Raw genomic sequence first — 20,927 nt, 5'->3', positions numbered from 1 at the left:
TTTTGAATTCAAACAGAAGTTCCCGTAAGTCAATTTCAATTTCGTCCTGATCCTCGTCAAATCTCTTTTCCATAAATGTTCTAGTTCCTTTACTCAGTTTCTCTCTATTTTCCGCTGCCGGAGGCCGTTCTCTCCAGAGCGTGGCGGGAATGAATTTTACGACACGCTCTTATCTGCTGTAGTTTGTCCCGGCCGTTTATCTTTTTCTCAGCTCCCACACCCGGCCATGCTCCCATCTCCGGCATCCCCAATCAGGATCTCCAGCGGGTTTCTCAGCATTATATGCTCTGCCTCTTCTTCTCCGCATTTCTTATAAATCCATTCCACTGCCTTCCCAGTCTCCGGCGGCCGGAAATCCACCCGGTGCATGTCGGTCCCCAGAAACTGGATATTTCCTTCCTGGACCATCCTCCTGCACCACAGGTTCTCCCGCACATGCCGGATCCCACCGGCCAGACTGCCAAAGTTCATCTGCATATACGCCCCGGATTTTCTCAGTTCCTCAATCCTTCCCGGCGTTCTCAGGCACTGGTACCTCTCGATATGGGCCAGCACCGGACGGCAGCGCATCAGGGCCATCTGTCTCACCGCCTGATACACCGTCTCATAGGAAACATCCGTCTGGAATTCCATCAACAGGCAGTCGGAGCCTGCCATGGGCACCGTTTTCCCGGCCGCAACCGCATCAAAGATCCCGTTAAAGTAGATCAGCTCCTGCCCGGCATAGATATTCATATCCGGAAACAGCTTGTCCGCTTCCCTCTGTACCTTCTGCGCCAGCTCCATAATCCCGTCCGGATCCACGTAATGCTTCCCCCTGTGGTAATGCGGGGTGGCTATGATCGTCCGGATCCCCTGCCCATACGCCTGTTTCATCAATTCCCTGGTCTCCCACATGCGCCTGGCCCCATCGTCAATGCCCGGCAGGATATGGGAATGCACGTCGATAATCGGTTCCATGGCCCTTTCCTTTCTGTTTTTGTTCTTACTTCCATTCACTGCAGAGCGTCTGGAATTTCTGTTTAAAACTCTTTGTGGCGGAATCACTCCAGTCTCCCTCCAAAGTAACCAAAGTAACGTTTCCCCGCGGCTTTATTCCGCAGCAGCCCCCGTCCTTCCCGTCACGCAAAAAAGGGAAGCGGATTTACCGTACTTCCTCCACTTCTATCCCCAGCTCTCTGGCAATCAGCTCCATGGTCCTGCTGCTGCTGTTCCTTCCAAATATCACATCGCTGATGGTGGAATTGGAATATCCCAGTTTTTTTGCCAGCTCCTTATTTGACATGTTCCGTTCAATTAATGCGATTTTTACCCTTACCCCAAAATTCGTACATTTCTTTAAATCTGCCATCCCGGCACCCCCGTTTTCCTCTTGTTCCTTTCTGTTCCGGACCGGCCGTCACAAAATTACGTCCTCTCCGGCACAAAAATAACCACATAATCTGAATTATGTGGTAATATCGATGGACACTGACAGATTTTCCAGGAAAAAATAACGGTAGAAGAGAACCTTTTACCGCTTCTTTTGGTGTCAAAATATAATTTTTTAATAAATTTACGATTCTACTTGAAATTTCTGGGAAAAGATAGCATAATAGCTAGTAGGAAAATACAGATCCATTACTACATAATTCAGATTATGTCCTTATTTTTCGGTCATTTTGACAGACAAGTCCTAACTTCGACAGGATTCTCTTATGTTCCCAGCCGCTTGAAACCGTATAGATTCTCGTCGTATCCACGCTGGTATGCCCCAGAATATCCGCCAGACGGAGCAGATCCTTTTCAATCCCGTAAAATGTAAACGCAAACAGATGCCTCAGATTATGAGGATACACTTTTTTCCGGTCCACTTTTGCATCGTCACACAGTGATTTCATCATGCTCCAGATGTTGCTCCGGTCCAGAGGACGGCCGCTTTTTGTGACAAATACCGGGCCCCGTTCAATCCCGGCCTCACGGCAGTACTGTTTCAGCACCGTAACCAGTTCCGCAGGAAGAAACACGATTCTGGACTTTCCCTTATTGTAAATCCTCAGGCAGCCTTCTCTCAGCGCCTCCACGGTGATAAACCGGTGCTCGCTCACCCGGATCCCGGTGCTGCAGATCGCCTGCATTAACACGCAGATTCTCTGGTTTTTCTTGTGTTTCGCAGCCCCCAGCAGCCGGAAATACTCCTCCCTTGACAGCTCCCGTTCCTGCTGGCAGAACAGTTTTTTCTGAACCCGCACCTGCTTTACCCTGCACTCCCCCGCTCCCGCAAACTCTAAAAAATGATTGACCGCAGCCAGGATCGAGTTCACGCTGGCCGCCTTATAATGGTCCGTCAGCTCCTGTTTAAACCTGATCATTTTCTCTTTGTTGATCTCTAAATCTTCTGAAAGATATAAAAACAGCTTTTTCAAATCCCGGATATATTTTTCGATTGTCGCGCCGCTGCGTTCCTGCTCGTAGAGATAACGCTCAAAGGCAGGAATCATTTCCACATTTAATATCATTTTGCCCACTCCTTGCTTTTTCGTAATATTATGGTTTTCCTTTCAAAATATCCTATTTCGAAGAAAAAAACAAGGTTAATAAAAGACTGAATTTATAAACTTATATTCAATATGATCAGCTGCTGCCCCGCCCATATCTTGATCCGCGGTAAGTTATGGGCATGAGCGCCGTTTTAACCGTTAGAAAATCAGAAAAAGCTGACGGCAATTATATATCTGCCATCAGCTTATCTTTCACATAATCATTCCATAAACATAATAGTTCAGACGGATTATTTTCTTAACCGAAAACTATCCGCTCTCATTTACCGGCTTCTATGACCGCTTCCACAATGTCCATATCGCCGCCGCAGTATTCTTCATACATAGGTTTAACAGCTTCCCGGAATCTTTCCTTCTCTTCCGGGGTCAGTTCTGTGATCTCACAGCCGGAAGAACGCACAATTTCTTCCGACGCTTTTTCCCGTTCAGCCCAAAGCGCCTTCTCGTATTCTGCGGATTCCTTCGCACATTCCCTGATCATTGCCTGATCCTCTTCAGACAGTTTGTCCCATGTATGCCGTGATACCAACTGCAGCTCAGGAATGCGGCTGTGTTCATCAATTGTAATATATCCGGCCACTTCATAATGACCGGCGGATTCATAAGAAGGCCAGTTATTTTCAGCTCCGTCTATCGCTCCCGTCTGAAGCGCGGAATAAACTTCCCCATAAGCCATGGGAGTTGGAACGGCTTCCAGATATTTAATCATTCCCTTCATCATTTCCGATTCCTGAACCCGGATCTTTAATCCCTTTAAATCTTCCGGTTTTTCGATCGGGCGGACGGAATTATAGAAATTCCTCGCGCCTGCGTCATACCAGGATAAAGCAACCAGGTCCGAACCATCCAATGAATCCATAAATTCTTCGCCGATTTCCCCGTTCAAAACAGCCCACATATGATCTGCGTCCCGGTATAAGTATGGAAGCTGCAGCACACTCAGTTTGGGCACAAACTCAGCCAAAGCGGTCAGGGACACCCGGGTAAAGTCAACGCCGCCGAACTGAAGCTGCTCACAGACCGATTTCTCATCCCCCAATACGCCGTTTGCCTGCACTCTGATCTGAATCCTTCCATTGGTCTTTTCATTGATCAGTTCCGCAAATTTATAAGCGCCCTGAGTGGTCGGATAATCCTCCGCCTGGTTTTCAGCATAGGTGAATACGAACTCCGGAATTCCGGAATTCGCCCCCGCAGCTTCGGCCTCTGCCGCCGCTTTCCCGCCATTTTCCGTTTCAGCCCGCTTTCCCGCCCCCGCACAGCCTGACAGGGCTCCCGCTATGGCTATACATAATGCTGTTTTTATTGCAATCTTCTTTCTCATATAGCGTTCCCTCTTCACAGAGCCTGTTCTTTCATCCCGCCTCCTGCTTACGTCCAGTATACCATAACGCACAGGATCAGTCACCTACGCCGAAGTCCGTATTTTCATATAATACTTCCACTGCCGGATCATCCTTCAGCCAGCCGTACTCTTTTACAAACCATTTTACTAATTCCGGATCCTGTTTAACCGGGGTGGTATTATTGGTAAACACATTTATGGTTCCCAATTTAAAATGTTTTTTTACCATCCGGATGTCATAATCGATCATCTCTTTTGTCTGCCCCTTGATCCCCACCATGATGCATGGAGAATCAAAATACCGGGCCACCTCCTCAGGAGATCGGAAATCCGCATGTTTATTCAGCACTTTTTCCCTGAATTCCTCGTTAAAGGTTTCCACCCCAATCTTAAATGTAATGGGCACCCCCATATATTCCTTCATCCATTCCAGTTTCTTCCTATAAATCCAATGGCTCTCAAAAAACAGCCTCTCTATCTTTTTTTCCTTAATGATCTCCCTGATTTCCGCCAGCGTAGCCCTGGGAAGCTCAAAACAGCTTCCCGAATTGATCACTTCCAAAACTTTGGTTTCTCCGGTGACCCGGGACAGGATCTGTGAATTTAAGGAAACCATTTCCTCCTCATTTTTCGAGTTGTCGCCGATATAATCGCAGAATGTGCATTTCCCCCATACACAGGGGAATGCCTTTAACAATACGATTTCCCTCGGATTTTTATCAGCAATCACATTATACCGTTCCACGGGTACGCCCTCCTCTCAGATACATCTTCATGTCGCTGGTCATACAGGAAAGCAATACCAGCACGATTGACACAGAAATAAACCGGTCCGCGTATTCCGTTATAATCTGTACCGCGAATGCGCTGGCCACCATTCCCAATCCCAGATGTTTCAGCCCCTGTACAATGATAGAGGACCCGGAAGAGGTAACGCCGCCAAAAACATAAGCGGATATAAAGGAACTGACCAGAGTTCCAGGAAAAGTAATTGCCGCAGTTCCAAACAGCACCTTTATTCCATGAAAAACAGGGGTTTTAAACAGAATCCCAGCCATAATCCCGGTAATCATGCCCGCAGGCATAAAATAAAGGGCATACACATCCGATGTGATTCCGCTGATAAATGCCCCTCCGGCTCCTGCCGCCAATCCATACCACGGGCCGAAAAGAGCTCCCGCCAGTACTGTTCCAATGCTGTCCAGATAAACAGGCAGCTTCAGGCAAAGGGCAATATAGGCGCCTATAATGTTGAGGGCGATGCAGAATGCCGTAACCGACAGGCGCATAACACGATTATTTCTCATAGTCCGCCTCCTCCGAAACCATAATCTGATCCAGTACCTTCCGTATTTCATCACAATTTCCGCCGAAAATCCGGTTCAGAAACATGACCATGAACTCTTTTGCGTTCACTCCTGTCAAGATATGGCTGTTAGGGCTCTTATGCCAGAAATCCATTCCATCCACCACGGTCTGCCCGATACAGATGCCCTTAGTTTCTACCGCCGTATAAGCGTCAAACCCACTGCACAAATCTGGCTTTATGAAATAGGCTGCCGCCAGGGGATCATTGATCACACATCCGATGACCCCTTCATATTTCCAATGAAAATCAAAATAAAAACGGGTTACCGCCTCAATCAGCTCTCCTTTTTTCTTATCCAGGATCTTCATATATTCCAGAATATTTGGAGTCAGCACGATTTTTCTGGTCACATCAAGGCCCACCATATGAATCTTTGTGCCTAGATTTTTATATACATACTCAGCCGCGTCCGGATCACACCAATAATTATATTCGGCTACAGGGGAACAATTCCCATGGCTTTTATAGCTTCCTCCCATAGAAACAAATGTGTCAATCCGTTCAAATGCCGCCGGATCTTTCATAAGCGCTTTCGCAATATTCGTCAACGGCCCGATGGCGATTATGGATAACTGTTCTTCCGTCCTCAGTGTTTCCAAGATGAAATCCACAGCGCCATCCTTCCACTCCGCCTCTGTCACCGTTTCAAGCCCGGACTCTCCAAGTCCGTCCATTCCATGAGTGTCCTGGGCGCTGACATATTCCCGGACCAAAGGCATTGCTTCCCCGCAGTATACCGGAATATCCAGCCGGTCCATAAATTTCAGCAGCTTCAGCGCATTTTCCGCACCCATATGAGGCGGTACATTGCCGCATACTGTGGTGATTCCCACCACATCCAGTTCCGGTGACGAGAGGGCCATCATGAGGGCCAGGCTGTCGTCAATTCCCGGATCACAGTCGATTAGTATCTTTCTTTTTCGCATTGTTTCTCTCCTTTTCCTCTTAAAATTCAATCCGCCGCAGCGGACCTGCACGGATGCATCGCCCAAAAACGCCTTCCGCATCCGTCGAAGACTTGATTAAGAAAAGAAAAACAGAAAAAAGCCGCATCCTCTAAGGATGCGGCAATAAAAACACACCTTATTTCCAAGGCATGCCTATTTTTCTGCATACACAAAAACAGAATGTATACAAGGTAGTCGATACTGTATACACTGTTCATCTGCGTTTCAATCCTTAGTTTTTTATACTGGGAAGTTTTCGAACCAGTCCAGGAAATAAAAGTGCGGTGGCGAAAATAATTTTCAAACACGCCCTATCCCTGATTTCCAATGCAGAAAAAGTATATCAAAATTTATTCTGTTTTGCAAGCCGAACTGCCTTCAAGCGGAAAATCCAGCCCAGATATCCATTGTGAATTTTACTGGCAAATTCACAATGCATATAACAGCCCTTTTAATAAGCCAAAATCTCATACCCGTCTTCCGTAACCGCCACAGTCACTTCCCACTGGGCGGACATGGAATCGTCTTCCGTATAAACCGTCCATCCGTTGCCGTCATCCACAAATACCTCTTCCGATCCCATATTGATCATCGGCTCAATGGTAAATACCATGCCCGGCACCAGGAGCATCTCAGTTCCCCTGGCCGTCACATAGCTCACATAGGGTTCTTCATGGAACTCCAGCCCCACCCCATGGCCGCCGATATCAACCACAACGGAATAACCGTTTTTAACCGCATGTTCATGAACCGCCTGGCCCATGTCGCCTAAAAATCCCCACGGTTTCACTTCTTTTAACCCCAGTTCCACACACTCTTTTGTCACATCCACCAGTTTCTGCACTTCCGGCTCAACCTGGCCGATACAGAACATTCTGGACGAATCTGAATAATACCCCTTATATATAGTAGAAACATCTATATTGACAATATCCCCGTCCTCCAAAACATCTTCTTCCGACGGAATTCCGTGGCATACCTGGTTGTTAATTGAAGTACAGACGCTTTTTGGAAACCCTTCAAAATTGAGGGGCGCCGGAATTCCTCCCAGCTCTGTGGTCTTCTCATACACCATCCGGTCAATCTCTTCTGTGGTTATCCCTGCCTTTATATTGGCCGCCACGTAATCCAGCACAGCGATGTTGATCTTTCCGCTTTCCCGGATTCCGTCAATCTGCTCTTTTGTTTTAATGATCCTGTGAGGCGGCACAATATGTCCCTGCCTCTTATAATCCTTAATTTTTTCATCAAATTCAGCGTGGCATGTTTTGTATTTCTTTCCGCTGCCACACCAGCACTTATCATTCCGTCCTAATACTTTCAGCATAGTTTCCTCTCTTTTCATTCGATACTACTATAGTATCACGTTTCTCTTCAATTGCAACCATGCTTTTTCTCATCCATTTACCCTTTTTATAGAAGCCGAATGACAGAATCGTTCCAATAACCCAGCCAATTGGCCATGACATCCAGATTCCATTGGTTCCAAAAGGTATCATCAACGCATAGGCCAGAATCACCCTCAGGATCAGATCGCTGAATGTGGATATCATGAATTCCTTCATGGCTTCTGATCCTCTCAGCACCCCGTCTGCCAGCAGTTTAATAGATATCACAAAATAAAACGGAGATACAATTCTGAGAAAGGCGGAACCTGTTTCCATAGCAAGCTGGCTGTCCTGGTTCATGAACAGCCCCAGCATTTCCCTGCTGAACACGAAAAATGCAGCGAAAAATGGAACCGCAATGATATATGCCAGCTTCATTCCGGCCCCCAATCCCTTTTTCACCCGGTCATAACGGCCTGCCCCTATATTCTGGGCGGTGAAACTGGACACGCCGTTTCCCAGAGTTGTAAAGCTGGTAATTGTAAATGTATTCAGTTTCGCAGACGCAGAATAACCGGCAATAACAGAAGATCCGCAGGAATTTACCAAACTCTGCACAAAGATATTTCCCACTGAAATGAAGCTCTGCTGCAAAATGCTTGGAACTGCGATAAAACTGATCTTCTTCAGCATCAAGGCTGAAAAAAGCGGAACCGCGCCTTCCGTTTTCACGGTTTTTAAACGGCTTCTCAAAGTTATCAGTGCCAGCACACAGGCAGCTCCCTGAGCCACAAAGGTGGCCCAGGCCACGCCTGCAACTCCCCAGTGAAATACCGCTACAAACAGGGTATCCAGCACGATATTTCCAACGGAAGAACCGATCAGGAAATAGAGCGGGGTCCTGGAATCTCCCAGAGATGTAAAAATACCGGTCGCCACATTATACAAAAACAGGAACAGAAATCCTCCTATATAAATCCTGAGATAAAGGTCTCCGTCCGCAAATATATTCTCAGGAGTGTTAATCATACCCATCAATCCCCTGCTGCCCAAAAGCCCGGCCACAGAAATCACCGCCGACAGAACCAGGGAGGCAATCATCGTAGTGGAAACAGCCGTTTTCATCTGCTCATACTGTTTGGCGCCAAACAACTGTGAGATCACAACCGAACACCCAATATTGCTCCCCACCGCCACCGCCATAAAAATCATGGTAATCGGATAAGAAGCCCCCACCGCCGCCAATGCGTCCTCACCTGCAAACTTTCCCGCAATTACACTGTCGGCAATATTGTAAAGCTGCTGGAAAATGACGCTGATGAACAATGGAATGGTAAACTGCCACAATACTTTTTGAGGATTCCCCTCCGTAAGATCTTTTATCATATTTCCTCTTTTCCGCCGCCTGAAGGCGGCATTTAATACTGATGAGTTTGGAATGCTTTTTCCAAACTCTATGAGTGAAAGAACGCTCTTTCTTTCACTTTTTCCTCTTTTCCGCCGCCTGAAGGCGGCATTTAATACTGAGGAGTTTGGAATGCTTTTTCCAAACTCTATGAGTGAAAGAACGCTTTTTCTTTCACTTTTTCCTCTTTTCCGCCGCCTGAAGGCGGCATTTAAACCCATAATCCTAAATTGCTTTTTGTTCCGAAATGGATTATACTATGGATAAGTCAATAAATAAAATCAATGGTTTCTATACAGTCCATAGATATTATAAATGATATTTACTGAATTCCCCTATCGCAGACACCAAGAGCCTGAACGATAAATAGTTCCAATCAAAAAGGAGTTCCCATGGCCGTTAACTTCGAACTGTACCGCACCTTCTACTTTGCAGCCAAACACAAAAACCTCACCACCGCTGCCAAGGCCCTTTATGTGACCCAGCCTACCGTAACCCATGCAATCCAGCTCTTAGAACGGGAACTGGGATGCGTCTTATTCCAGAGATCTCAAAAAGGGGTAACTCTGACACCGGAAGCGCAGATGCTGTTTGACCACGTTTCCATCGCCTACGAACATTTAATGGAAGCGGAAGAACATTTGAACTCACTGAAAGAGCTGTCCACAGGCACGGTCTCCATCGGCGCCAGTGAAACCACACTGCATCACTACCTGATCCCCTATCTGGTGCGTTACCGGAAAACATTTCCCCAGATCCGCCTGAAAATCTCCAATTCCAACACGCCGGAAACGTTAAACGCCATACGATCCGGAAACCTGGATCTGGCCGTTTTAGTCATGCAGAAGGGCTGCCTGAATCCCGATCTGAACGTCACCCATCTTTCTGCTTTTACAGACATACTGATCGCAAATAATGATTACAAGGAGCTGAAGGGCCGCCTGGTTTCACTAAAAGAACTGCTATCCTATCCTCTGGTCTGCATGGGAAACGGTACAGTCACCCGGGAATATTTAGACCTTTTGTTTTCTGATCACCATCTGGAACTGGAACCGGATATCGAGCTGGCAACTTCCGACCTGATCCTGCCCATGGTATTAAATGGCCTTGGAATCGGTTTTGTGCCCGAACCATTCGCAGCCAATCATCTGGACGGCAGTTCCATTTTCCAGATAAACTTAAAAGAACAGCTCCCCAAACGGGAAATCTGTCTGATCTGTAAACAAGATTCCCCTCTGTCCATCGCAGCGGAAAACTTCAAAAAAATGCTGTGCGGATAAACGCACAGCATTTAGCATTACACTTCCTTATAATTCTTTACTCTCTCAAATTCCTTCTGAATCTCCTCCGACGGCTCCTTGGTCGCCAGGCTCACAACGGCGATCATCGCACAACTGATGGCAAATCCCACAACCAGAGAATATAACCCGGTCACTGCTCCAAGAGTGGAACCATTTACCAGCGGTATGTAATCCCATATGATTACAGTCAACCCGCCGCTCACCATACCGGCAATAGCGCCTGCCCGGTTACAACGTTTCCAGAACAGGGACAAAAGCACCAGAGGGCCGAAGGCAGCGCCAAAACCGGCCCACGCATTGGATACCAGTCCCATAATGCTGTTGTTCGGATTCAAGGCGATGAAATAGGCCAGCACAGCTACAATAATAACCGTAAAACGGCTTAACGTGAGCACTTTGCTGTCTTCCGCTTTTGGATTCACCACCCCTTTGTAAATATCTTCCGAAACAGAAGCAGCCGTAACCAAAAGCTGGGAATCAGCAGTTGACATAATAGCCGCCAGAATACCGCAGAGGAAAATCCCCCCGATAAACGGGAATGCCAAATCTTCTGTGAACAATTTCATAATGATCCTGATGAAAACATTTTCAGCAGAACCTGTCGATTCTGTCCCTAAAATTACAGGCATCAGATAAGCCCGTCCGATCACTCCTACCGCGCACGCGAATCCCAATGAAATCGCAACCCATACAATACCGATCACTCTGGATTTTTTAAGCTCCTTTTCGGAACTGATTGCCATAAATCTGGTCAGAATATGAGGCATGCCGCAGTATCCAAGCCCCCATCCAAGGCTGGAAATGATGCTGACTGCGCTCAGGTTTTTGCCGCCGCTCTGGAACAGGTTCAGGTAAGAAGCCGTTCCCCCTGTCACACCGCTCTCACCGATCAGCGCCGCCAGATTTGACGGCGAAATGATTACAAGCGCCAGGATCGGCACCAGGAAAAGCCCGGATAACATCAGCATGCCCTGAATAAAGTCCGTCACACAAACAGCCATAAAACCGCCTAAAAATGTATAGACCAGAATAACGATGGCTCCGATTGTCAGCGCCACCTGATAATCCAGCCCAAACACCACATTAAAAAGCTTACCGCCTGCGGCCAGGGCGGACGCCGTATAAACCAGGAAAAATATTACAATAAATATAGAAGAAACAGCTAAAAGCACCTTTGATTTATCCCTGAAACGGTTTTCAAAATAAGCCGGAAGGGTCAGGGAATTATTGGCCTCAATCGTATATCTTCTCAATCTGGAAGAAATCATCATCCAGTTAAATACCGTACCGATAAACAGGCCGATGGCAATCCAGCACTCTCCGGTCCCCGCCAGATAGATCGCCCCCGGAAGGCCCATCAGCAGCCATCCGCTCATATCCGACGCCTGGGCGGATAAAGCGGCGACCCAGCCGTTTAACCCCCTTCCCCCCAGAAAATAATCTTCCGTATTTTTAGTCTTTTTTGCATATCCTGCCCCAATCATGATCATTCCGATCAGGTACACCCCAAATGCAATCAAGACCCAGACAATTGATTTACTACTCATATTGGATCCTCCTAAAGTGAAATTTAAAAACTATTCTACCATATTGCGGAAAAAATTTAAACTAAAAATTATTTATCCGCGTCAATTTACTATAATTTATCCCCCAATCTGCGCTATAATAGAAGATATAACCAGTAAAAACAGCCACCTAAAGAAAGGATCGGATCCATGCCCAATACTTCGCCAAAGCTCCTGCCCCTCAATACCATATCCGGATTCTCTGTCCGCCCCGGCCTCTATGAAGAATACGGAGCCAGCCTCATACCCGGAGGAGTCAGCTTTACCATTCACTCCCATAAGGCTGCATCCTGCGAACTGCTTCTGTTCCACCACGAGGCCATGACGCCTTATGCCCGGATTCCCATCCCGGAAAGCTACCGAATCGGAAATGTGTACTCCATCATAGTCTTTGACCTGGACATTGAAGATCTGGAGTATGCGTTCTCCATCGACGGGCCCTGGGACCCGCAAAACGGCCTCATTTTCGACAAAACAAAGTATCTCTTAGATCCCTATGCCAGGGCGGTGACCGGCCAGGGCACCTGGGGAAGCAAACCAAAAAGCGGATTTCAATATAAAGCCCGGGTTGTAACCGATAACTTTGAATGGGATGACAGCAAACAGCCTCAGATCCCCATGGAGGATTTAATCATCTACGAACTCCATGTCCGCGGCTTCACCAAACACGAATCTTCCGGCCTCCATCCATCCGTCCGCGGCACATTTGCCGGAATTATGGAAAAAATACCTTATTTGAAAAGTCTGGGAATCAATGCGGTGGAATTAATGCCCATATTTGAATTCGATGAGATGCGGGATCAAAGAACCTGTGACGGGGAGGTGCTTTTAGATTACTGGGGATATAACCCGGTCTGCTTTTTCGCTCCAAACACCAGCTATTCTTCCGTAAAAGAGTATAACCAGGAGGGACGGGAGCTGAAAGAGATGATCAAAGCTCTGAACCTGAATGGAATTGAGGTTTTTTTAGACGTGGTTTTCAACCATACGGCCGAAGGCAATGAACACGGGCCCTTCTTTTCTTTTAAAGGATTTGACAACCAGATTTATTACATGCTGACCCCCGAAGGTTATTACTACAACTTCAGCGGCTGCGGCAACACGTTAAACTGCAACCATCCCATCGTGCAGCAGATGATTTTAGACTGCCTCCGCTATTGGGTCATCCATTACCGTGTGGACGGATTCCGGTTCGATCTGGCGTCCATTTTAGGACGCAGCGAAGACGGGACCCCTTTACATAAACCGCCTCTTCTGGAAAGCCTGGCCTATGACCCGATACTGGGGCAGGTTAAGCTGATCGCAGAAGCCTGGGATGCGGGCGGCCTCTATCAAGTGGGCACGTTCCCGTCCTGGAACCGCTGGATCGAATGGAATGGGAAATACAGGGACGATGTCAGAAGTTTCCTGAAAGGGGATGCAAATAAAACCCATGACGCGGCTCTGCGCATCACCGGTTCCCCCGACCTGTATCCGCCCAAACAGAGAGGCTCCAACGCCTCCGTCAATTTCCTGACCTGCCACGACGGCTTCACTCTATACGATTTATATAGCTATAATGGAAAACACAACGAAAAGAACGGCTGGAACAACACCGACGGGGACAACAGCCCAAACAGTTGGAACTGTGGGGAAGAGGGAGAAACTTCCAATCAGGAAGTCTTGGATTTGAGAAAGAAAATGATTAAAAACGCCTGTGCCGTCCTCCTTTGCAGCCGCGGAACACCTATGTTTTTGGCTGGAGACGAATTCTGCAACACCCAGTTCGGCAACAATAATGCTTACTGCCAGGACAACATTATCTCCTGGCTGGATTGGAACCGGCTGGAAGAATACGGGGATATCTTCCTGTTCTTCCGCAAAATGATCGCATTCAGGAAATTCCACCCGGTCATTACAAGGGATACCCCCTCTTGTTCCATGGGATTTCCATCCGTCAGCGTCCACAGCTCCAAACCATGGCGCAGGCCGGAAAATTATGAACGCACCATGGCCATACTGTATGCAGGAAAAAATGCCTCCGGCGAGGATGACGCCGTATATCTGGCAGTCAACGCTTACTGGGAAGACGTGGAGATAGAACTTCCGGCCCTTCCAAAGGAATACTGCTGGACGCTGGCTGTCAGCACCGGCAGCCAGGAAGAGGAAAATGCCGGCCCACTTCCGCTGCCCGGCCTCTCATACAATATGGCTCCCAGATCAGCCGCGGTTTTCTCTATGGCAGAACGCCAGTCTCATTAAGAGAACAGATCATCTCATCCGTTAACCGCTCACATAATTCCATGACAAGGCGGATCTGCCCGCCGGTGATCCCGTCGATGTGGATTCCGCCTGTCACACATACGCTGCATCCGGCCACTTTTCCCAGCCGCTCTGCCATTATCTTCATCACAATCTGGTCTTTATGGCCCGGCAGGGCCGCTTCCTTCACATTTCCTTTTCCATCACAGCAGACGGCAGCGCCTATGTGGGGCATGTCTCCTCCGGTTAAAACCACCAGCAGATCATTTCCCGCCTTTATCAGGCTGGCTTCTGTTTTGATCCCCTCCTGTTCCGCCGTATAATGCATGTTCATTCCGTTTCACGTCCTTTCCATCCGATCATTCCCATCGCACAAATTTCCGATACTCATACCCCATACTGTCCATGATCTTTCCTACAATATGATCAGTCGCATCCTCTACCGATGCGGGGTGGTTATAAAAACTCAGCACAGGCGGCAGAATTGTCACGCCCATCCTGCTCAGTTCCAGCATATTTTTCAAATGAACCGTGTTAAAAGGGGTCTCCCTTGCCACCAGTATAAGCGGCCTTCTTTCCTTCAGCATCACATCGGCTGCCCGCAGCAGAAGATTTTCACTGAACCCGTTGGCAATCCCGGCCACGGTCTTCATGCTGCAGGGAACCACAACCATACCGCCGCACTTCCAGGAACCGCTGGCCATAGCCGCGCCCAGATTTTGATTGTCCCAGATTTTATGGGCCCATTTCTGCAGCTCCTCTTTCTGCATCCCGCATTCCTGTTCCAGGGTCATTTCCCCTCCCTTTGTCACCACCACATGGAGTTCTGTTTCCCCGGCCTCATGCAATGCCTTTAGAAGCGATACTGCCATAGGCGCCCCGCTTGCCCCGCTGATTCCAATAACCCAACGTTTTTTATCCATAAATGCCTCCTGCTTTACAAAGAATAAAAAAACACCTACAATATATTCCATAACGGAATACAAACAGTAACTCCTATTTTTAAACACGTTCTATTACTACCAAAACGGAGGTTTCCCTATGAACATACTCAGGCTGAAACACTTTATCGCCGTAGCTGAAAACGGCAGCTTTTCCGAGGCCGCCGAACGCCTCTACACCACCCAGTCATCCGTATCCAAACAGGTCATGGCCCTGGAAAAAGAGTTGGGCGTCCGCCTGTTTAACCGGACCAGCCGTAAAATTGAGCTGACGCCCCAGGGCGGAATCGTCCTTGAACATGCCAGAAAACTGGCCGCTGGTTACGATGAGATGATGGCCCGGCTCTCTGCCTATGAGCAGAGCTGCAAAGGATATCTGTCCATCGTATCCATCCCTGTGATGGCCCAGTACGGGATTACTTCCATAGTGGCCGACTTCAACCGGCTTTTTCCCCACATCACCCTGAATATAGAGGAAATGGAAACCTGCGATATCCCCGCTGCTTTGGAAAACGGAACCTATGACCTGGCGTTTATGCGCAGTGAGATGGTGGACGCCTCCTATGAAACCATCGCCGTCTGCCGGGATCATTTGGCCGCCGTCCTGCCTTTTGGCCACCGGCTGGCTGCAAAAGAGGTGATTTCCCTGAAAGAACTGAAAGACGATCCTTTTTTGCTTTTAAACAAGGGAACTCTTCTCTACTCCACCTGTCTGGATGCCTGCCGAAAAGCCGGATTCACCCCCAAAGTAGCCTATACCGGAACCAGAATGGAAACGATCGCCGAACTGGCAGCTCAGAACATGGGCGTTTCCCTGATGATGGCACAGGCTGTCTCCTACCTGCAAAACCGGGAAATCAGAATTATACCGCTTTCGGAACGGATTGAAAGCTGCATTTCCCTGATCCGCCTGAAAAAGAGGGATATGACGCCTGCAGCCGCCGCGTTCTGGAATTATGTAAAAAAACGGGACTTCTGATTTATTCCAGCCATTTTTTGTAGTTCACTTCCAAAAATTCAGCCCGTTTAAACCGTTCTTTCTGGCTATAAGGAACGGTACAGTCGAAAATGGTTTTGCAGCTGATTCCACGGTCTGCAATTTCCTGAGAGTACAGAGGGGACTGGCTCGGATCCAGAGGATGGCACCTGACGCCGGGAATCATAACCGTATCCAGATTTCCCTGATACCTGGTATTTAACGCCCACAACACATCGTTGGTATCGAAGATATCCACATCCTCATCTACCAGGAATATGTGTTTCAGTTCCGGAAATGCGGAAAATGCCAAAAGCGCCGCCTGCCTCTGCCTTCCCTCATCGCTGGGAACGCTCTTCTTAAATTGGAGTACCGCCATGTATTTGCCGCCTCCCGAAGAATGGGCATAGACATTCAACACTTTACCCGGCATAGCCCGCTCCACCAGATCCAGGATGCTGGCTTCTGTGGGGATTCCCGCCATGGTGACATGCTCTTCACTGGGCCCGATGCAGGTCTGCATCACCGGATTCTGCCTGTGGGTCACGGCTTTCACCTTTATCATCCAGCATTCACTGCTGGCCGGGCCGGTGTATCCTGGAAACTCGGGCATGGCATATCCGGTATGGCTGTTTCTGTCCTCCTGAACCCGGATTCCCGGCTGTACTTCCCCTTCAATCACATATTCCGCATTGGCAATGGCGTTTTCAGCCACCGTAATGCACGGGGCCAGCTCCACAGCCTTTTTCCTGAGAGCTCCCGCAATGGCCAGTTCATTATAGCCAAGGGGGGTTGTGGGCGGTTCAAAACAGGACGAAATCTCAATCGCAGGGTCCACGCCGATGCTGACGGAAATCGGAAGAGGTTTTCCAAGTTCCTCCGCCCTCTCCGCCATGGCCCCGATGTGCCTTGCCCCCGGGGTGAAAAATATGCTGAGTTCATCCTTTCCCTGGATGCACAGGCGGTGGATTGTCACATCCGAAATTCCCGTGTCGGGATGGGTGGCATAGCACATCCCCATGGTGATATAGGGCCCGGCATCCTGGGGCGTATTGGTGGGAGCAGGCACCAGTTTATTCAGGTCAAAACCGGGTTCAGAGGCCAGATGCACCACTTCCTGGCATTTGGGCTTTTCCGTAATGACCACTGGCTGTATGGGGTGATTGACGCTGTCACGCAGAACCCATGCCAGTTCTTCCGGCCTGCATCCCAAAAACATAGCGGCTCTTTCACGGCTGGCTAAAAGCCCGATGGCAACCCTCGCTCCCGGATGGCCTTTTATCTGGTTAAATACCATGGCCGGCCCTTGTCTGGTAGGCCGTTTGACCGTCCCACCCGCCCCTATATACCGGTAAACACCTGATAACTCCGCCATGGGCTCAACAGGAACGTCCGTCTCCACCAACTGGCCGTCCACTCTCTTCAAATATTCCAGCGCTGATCTCAAATCATAGATGGGCTCCATTCAATACCTCCGTTTTTTCGATTTTTTATTTCTATTATAAATTTCCCGTTCACCGGAGACAATTCCATTTTTTCACTAATCTATTCTCATATGGAATAGATCTCTCTAATCCCTGTATTCACTGGGGCTCCTTCCGGTTTCATTCTTAAAAACAGTGCTGAAATAAGCGGAATTCCTGCCGAATCCTACACGCCTGGACAGTTCCGTTATCTTAATCCCCGGCTCCATTTCCAACAGCCGCTTTGCCTCCGCCAGCCTGATTTTCGTCACATACGCGGAAAAACGCATTCCCGTATACTGAATAAATAGTTTTCCCAAATACTCCTCGTTCATAAACAGATGGTTCCGGGCGATCCATTTTAAGCTCAGTTCCTCTTCCGACAGATTCTCTTCGATCAGCGCTTTCATCCGTTCAATGGTTCGCTGCTTCACCGACACCTCCGTTTTCCTTCCAGCCCGGTAGTCCTCAAACAGATTGTCAAACATCTTCTCCACAACGCGGAACGATTTGGCCTGAAGGATGTAATCCACATCGTAAATATCGATTTCTCCGTGATTTAGTTCCAGGTACTTCTTTGCCATGATATAGAGCTGCAGCACCATCTGCTTCCCCTCTTCCACAGTGCCGCCCCCTTCTTTGATCTCCGCAAGAAAGGCGGCTATCACGTCTTTCATGACCTCCACCGTGCTGACGGCCATCCGGGTTTTGTACCGATTCAGATCCACCGCCCCGCCTACCGGCGCATGGTTACTCCGGCGGCTGCCGGGAAGGATGATCTCGTCGTCCGCCGACCAGAAGTTCTTATTTAAGGCGGACGCCGCCTTTTCATACATCCGCGGCACCATCCAATACGTTCCCGCAGAACTGACTGAAACCATCACATGTTTCCCGAAATAGCTGTGAAAGAGCTGTTTGATCTGCTTTAATGCCGTCAGAAGTTCCCGGTCAGGGGCGTGCTCCACGATCACTGCCAGCTGGTTTCCCATAATCACACAGCAGACCCGGTACAGAGGGCTTAATATCTCATAGGTTAAATACTTGAGGATAAACTGCTCAAAATACGGCGCCTTTTCTTCTATATACATGGCCGCGCACACGCACTCCCGGTTCTGTTCCTCCTGGGGCACATAACAGGAAAATTCGGCGGCAAAAAAACGGTTGAATTTCAGGCATTCATACCAGTACTGCTCAACCGCTTTTGTGGCCACTTTCTCAAACCGTTTCTGCATATTCTCCCTGGATGCGGCTTCTTCCTGCTCCGCCGCCACATCCTCCATCTCTTCTTTCAGCGCCTTTATCAGCAGTTCCGGGTCCGTGGGCTTTAGAATGTAATGCTTCACCCCGTAACGCATAGCCCTTTTTGCATATTCAAACTCCTTGTATCCCGTCAGAAGAATAAAATGACAGGAATGCCCTTTTCCGCTGCAGGCTTCAATCAGCTCCAGCCCGTCCATGACAGGCATACGGATGTCCGTAATCACGATATCCGGTTTCATTTCCCCAATCCGCACAAGGGCTTCCTCTCCGTTTTCCGCATGTCCGGCGGACGTTAGCCCCAGTTTCTCCCATGGGATCATGGCCGCCAGCCCCTTGCAGATCAATGGCTCATCATCCACAATCATCACAGAAAGCATCTTCTCCCCCTCTTTCCCCAATTGTAAGCTCTATCACAACCTTAGTCCCTTCTCCCGGACTGCTGATGATCCTGAACAAACTCTTCCCTTTGCACATGATTTCCAGCCGCTCCATGATATTATGAAGACCGATGCCATTTCCTCTTCCCTTTATAGTGCCGTCATAGATGGACTGTACGGTGGCTTCATCCATACCCGGCCCGTTATCCGAAACTTCAGCGGTCAGGCGGCTTCCTTCCTTTCTTATCCTTATGGCGACGCGGCAGGCTTTTCCCGTGGCCTCAATTCCATAGACCACCGCGTTTTCCACAATGGGCTGTAAAAAGAATTTGGGCACTTCCCAGCCCAGAACCTCTTCTTCCGCCTCCATTTCAAAGGAGAGTTTGGAATCGAAACGTATGGACTGTATGGCCAGGTACGCCTCGATCAGCCCCATTTCCTGTTCAACCGTATGGAAAATCTCCTGGTTGCTCATGGCTTCACGCAGCAGATTCCCCAGGCTTTTCACCATCACGCTGATATCCGGCTGGTGGGCGATGACCGCCATACAGTTTACCGATTCCAGAACATTATATAGGAAATGAGGGTTGATCTGGGCCTGGAGGGCGCGCAGTTCCGTCTCCTTAATCACCAGCTGCTTCACATAGTTTTCCTGCACCAGCTGGTCGATTTTCTGTGTCATCAGTATGAAGTCCCTGCACAGATCACCGATTTCATCCTCCCGCCCCTCTTCCAAAAGCTCCCTGTCCGTAATCTGGAAATGGCCTGTTTCTACGGCTTTCATAGCTTGGGCCAGCCTTGGGATGGGCTTCATAATCTGTTTGGAAATCTTGTCTGTCCCCAGCACAACCATAAATAGAATGAAAACAAACACCCCGATCAGCGCCAGTATGAACTGCTCCACAGGCCTGTAAATCTTCTCTGCGGAAACCAGCATGGTATACTCAAATAAATCACCGCTTTTGTATGTACAAACCAGATAGGATTCCCCATCCAGATCCATCCTGCTGCCGTTTTTCAGGCCGGAGAACAGATTCCCTTCCAATCGGGGATCACTGGAAAACAGCAGCCCTCCCTCCCTGTCCTTCATGACCAGTATGCTGCCTTCCACAGGCATGCTGTCATTGGCTGTCCTCATGATCTTTCGCATATCCACCCACATGACAAAGGTTCCCAGCGGGCTGTCTGTCATTTTAGCCTTCAGCCCCCTTATGCTTCTGGCGTGGACAATATAGTTGGAACCGGAATCAGAAAGCCAGACGGCAGCGCCTCTTCCCTCCTCCGCCGCGTCGATGACCCGTTCCATGTTCTCATGATCCTTAAACCCGGAACCGCCGGAAGAAGACAGGATGGTACCATCGGGAGTAATGATTGTAATATGGCGGATCTGTCCGGCAAGGGCCATGTTATTGAAAAGGATTTGTTCCACATTTTTCTTAATTAAGAGCTGCCGGTACATCAGATCCATGCTGTCCGCTTCCGCCGGAAATTCCTGTCCGGAAAGCTCTCCCCATTCCCTGAGCCGGTCCTGAATATTGCTGTCTATGATGATTCCAAAGCCCTTCTGGCTGGTTTCCTCCAGCTTGCTTTCCACAATCTGGGCATACATTTCCAGATATTTCATATAACTTTCCTGCACCTGGTCCTTCATGTAAAAGAACAGATAGTAAAATGCCCCGATTGCAGCTATGGCGGTAAATGCCAGTGAAGAAATCACCACAATGCTGATTTTCTTTAAAATGGACCTTCTTTTTCCCCGTTTCATACCTTCCTCCATGTCACAACCTTTGTTTCAGCCTTCCTCCGCTTTCTCCTATCATAACACAGCCGGGCCCCGTACGCAAAAAGCCAGAGTTGAAAGGCGCCCAT

The 20,927-nt window shown here is 48.6% G+C and carries 18 protein-coding genes and 1 riboswitch; of the genes, 3 read left to right on the top strand and 15 right to left on the bottom strand.

All coding sequences use genetic code 11. The features are described from left to right. Positions 1-207 precede the first annotated feature (207 nt). The 9 genes from GPL15_RS14885 to GPL15_RS14845 form a co-directional block, all read right to left on the bottom strand. Positions 208-960, bottom strand: coding sequence for a CpsB/CapC family capsule biosynthesis tyrosine phosphatase (locus tag GPL15_RS14885; RefSeq protein WP_215699473.1), 753 nt, complete (start codon positions 958-960; stop codon positions 208-210). Positions 961-1,144: 184 nt separating this feature from the next. Continuing rightward, positions 1,145-1,351, bottom strand: coding sequence for a helix-turn-helix transcriptional regulator (locus GPL15_RS14880; protein ID WP_215699472.1), 207 nt, complete (start codon positions 1,349-1,351; stop codon positions 1,145-1,147). A gap of 286 nt (positions 1,352-1,637) precedes the next feature. Continuing rightward, complete coding sequence (locus tag GPL15_RS14875; protein ID WP_215699471.1) at positions 1,638-2,498, bottom strand: tyrosine-type recombinase/integrase; 861 nt, start codon at positions 2,496-2,498, stop codon at positions 1,638-1,640. A 301-nt stretch (positions 2,499-2,799) separates the two neighbouring features. Then, positions 2,800-3,864 carry a TRAP transporter substrate-binding protein gene (locus tag GPL15_RS14870; protein ID WP_215699470.1) on the bottom strand — a complete coding sequence of 355 codons (1,065 nt, stop codon included), beginning with the start codon at positions 3,862-3,864 and terminating at the stop codon, positions 2,800-2,802. Positions 3,865-3,940: 76 nt separating this feature from the next. Next, complete coding sequence (locus GPL15_RS14865; RefSeq protein WP_215699469.1) at positions 3,941-4,630, bottom strand: radical SAM protein; 690 nt, start codon at positions 4,628-4,630, stop codon at positions 3,941-3,943. Beyond that, the gene (locus GPL15_RS14860; RefSeq protein WP_252198432.1) at positions 4,617-5,192 is read right to left on the bottom strand and encodes an ECF transporter S component; all 576 of its coding nucleotides are present in this window, start codon (positions 5,190-5,192) and stop codon (positions 4,617-4,619) included. Before GPL15_RS14860 ends, GPL15_RS14865 begins: the two co-directional genes overlap by 14 nt. Then, the gene (locus GPL15_RS14855) at positions 5,182-6,180 is read right to left on the bottom strand and encodes a nucleoside hydrolase (RefSeq protein WP_215699467.1); all 999 of its coding nucleotides are present in this window, start codon (positions 6,178-6,180) and stop codon (positions 5,182-5,184) included. The genes GPL15_RS14860 and GPL15_RS14855 overlap by 11 nt, the downstream gene beginning before the upstream one ends. 247 nt (positions 6,181-6,427) lie before the next feature. Then, positions 6,428-6,472, bottom strand: a riboswitch (PreQ1 riboswitch). A gap of 180 nt (positions 6,473-6,652) precedes the next feature. Then, entirely contained in the window at positions 6,653-7,528 is an 876-nt protein-coding gene (locus tag GPL15_RS14850) for a methionyl aminopeptidase (protein WP_215699466.1), read from the bottom strand. Continuing rightward, positions 7,503-8,915 (bottom strand): MATE family efflux transporter, encoded by a 1,413-nt coding sequence (locus tag GPL15_RS14845; protein WP_215699465.1) that lies wholly within the window; start codon positions 8,913-8,915, stop codon positions 7,503-7,505. Before GPL15_RS14845 ends, GPL15_RS14850 begins: the two co-directional genes overlap by 26 nt. Positions 8,916-9,326: 411 nt before the next feature. Here GPL15_RS14845 and GPL15_RS14840 point away from each other — a divergent pair, with 411 nt between their 5' ends. Further along, positions 9,327-10,214, top strand: coding sequence for a LysR family transcriptional regulator (locus GPL15_RS14840; protein WP_215699464.1), 888 nt, complete (start codon positions 9,327-9,329; stop codon positions 10,212-10,214). A gap of 17 nt (positions 10,215-10,231) precedes the next feature. Here GPL15_RS14840 and putP read toward each other — a convergent pair whose 3' ends face one another. Beyond that, positions 10,232-11,782 carry a sodium/proline symporter PutP gene (gene putP / locus GPL15_RS14835; RefSeq protein WP_215699463.1) on the bottom strand — a complete coding sequence of 517 codons (1,551 nt, stop codon included), beginning with the start codon at positions 11,780-11,782 and terminating at the stop codon, positions 10,232-10,234. Between the two features lie 168 nt (positions 11,783-11,950). Here putP and glgX point away from each other — a divergent pair, with 168 nt between their 5' ends. Further along, the gene (glgX, locus tag GPL15_RS14830) at positions 11,951-14,041 is read left to right on the top strand and encodes a glycogen debranching protein GlgX (RefSeq protein ID WP_215699462.1); all 2,091 of its coding nucleotides are present in this window, start codon (positions 11,951-11,953) and stop codon (positions 14,039-14,041) included. Here the strand turns inward: glgX and GPL15_RS14825 are convergent. Then, entirely contained in the window at positions 14,016-14,375 is a 360-nt protein-coding gene (locus GPL15_RS14825) for a hypothetical protein (RefSeq protein WP_215699461.1), read from the bottom strand. The two genes, glgX and GPL15_RS14825, sit on opposite strands and share 26 nt — an antisense overlap. 25 nt (positions 14,376-14,400) lie before the next feature. Continuing rightward, the gene (locus tag GPL15_RS14820) at positions 14,401-14,964 is read right to left on the bottom strand and encodes a UbiX family flavin prenyltransferase (RefSeq protein ID WP_215699460.1); all 564 of its coding nucleotides are present in this window, start codon (positions 14,962-14,964) and stop codon (positions 14,401-14,403) included. Between the two features lie 118 nt (positions 14,965-15,082). On the opposite strand from GPL15_RS14820, the gene GPL15_RS14815 reads away from it, so the two are divergent. Further along, complete coding sequence (locus GPL15_RS14815) at positions 15,083-15,961, top strand: LysR family transcriptional regulator (RefSeq protein ID WP_215699459.1); 879 nt, start codon at positions 15,083-15,085, stop codon at positions 15,959-15,961. A gap of 1 nt (position 15,962) precedes the next feature. Here GPL15_RS14815 and GPL15_RS14810 read toward each other — a convergent pair whose 3' ends face one another. The 3 genes from GPL15_RS14810 to GPL15_RS14800 form a co-directional block, all read right to left on the bottom strand. Continuing rightward, the gene (locus tag GPL15_RS14810) at positions 15,963-17,423 is read right to left on the bottom strand and encodes a UbiD family decarboxylase (RefSeq protein ID WP_215699458.1); all 1,461 of its coding nucleotides are present in this window, start codon (positions 17,421-17,423) and stop codon (positions 15,963-15,965) included. Positions 17,424-17,528: 105 nt separating this feature from the next. Continuing rightward, complete coding sequence (locus GPL15_RS14805) at positions 17,529-19,058, bottom strand: response regulator (protein WP_215699457.1); 1,530 nt, start codon at positions 19,056-19,058, stop codon at positions 17,529-17,531. Further along, positions 19,033-20,823, bottom strand: coding sequence for a histidine kinase (locus GPL15_RS14800; RefSeq protein ID WP_215699456.1), 1,791 nt, complete (start codon positions 20,821-20,823; stop codon positions 19,033-19,035). The genes GPL15_RS14805 and GPL15_RS14800 overlap by 26 nt, the downstream gene beginning before the upstream one ends. Positions 20,824-20,927: the final 104 nt, after the last annotated feature.

The sequence above is a fragment of the Clostridium sp. MCC353 genome (assembly GCF_018785315.1).
In the GTDB taxonomy this organism is placed as follows: domain Bacteria; phylum Bacillota; class Clostridia; order Lachnospirales; family Lachnospiraceae; genus CHH4-2.
The sequence above is the reverse complement of the archived record's forward strand: the minus strand, read 5'-3'. Positions and strand labels throughout refer to the sequence as shown.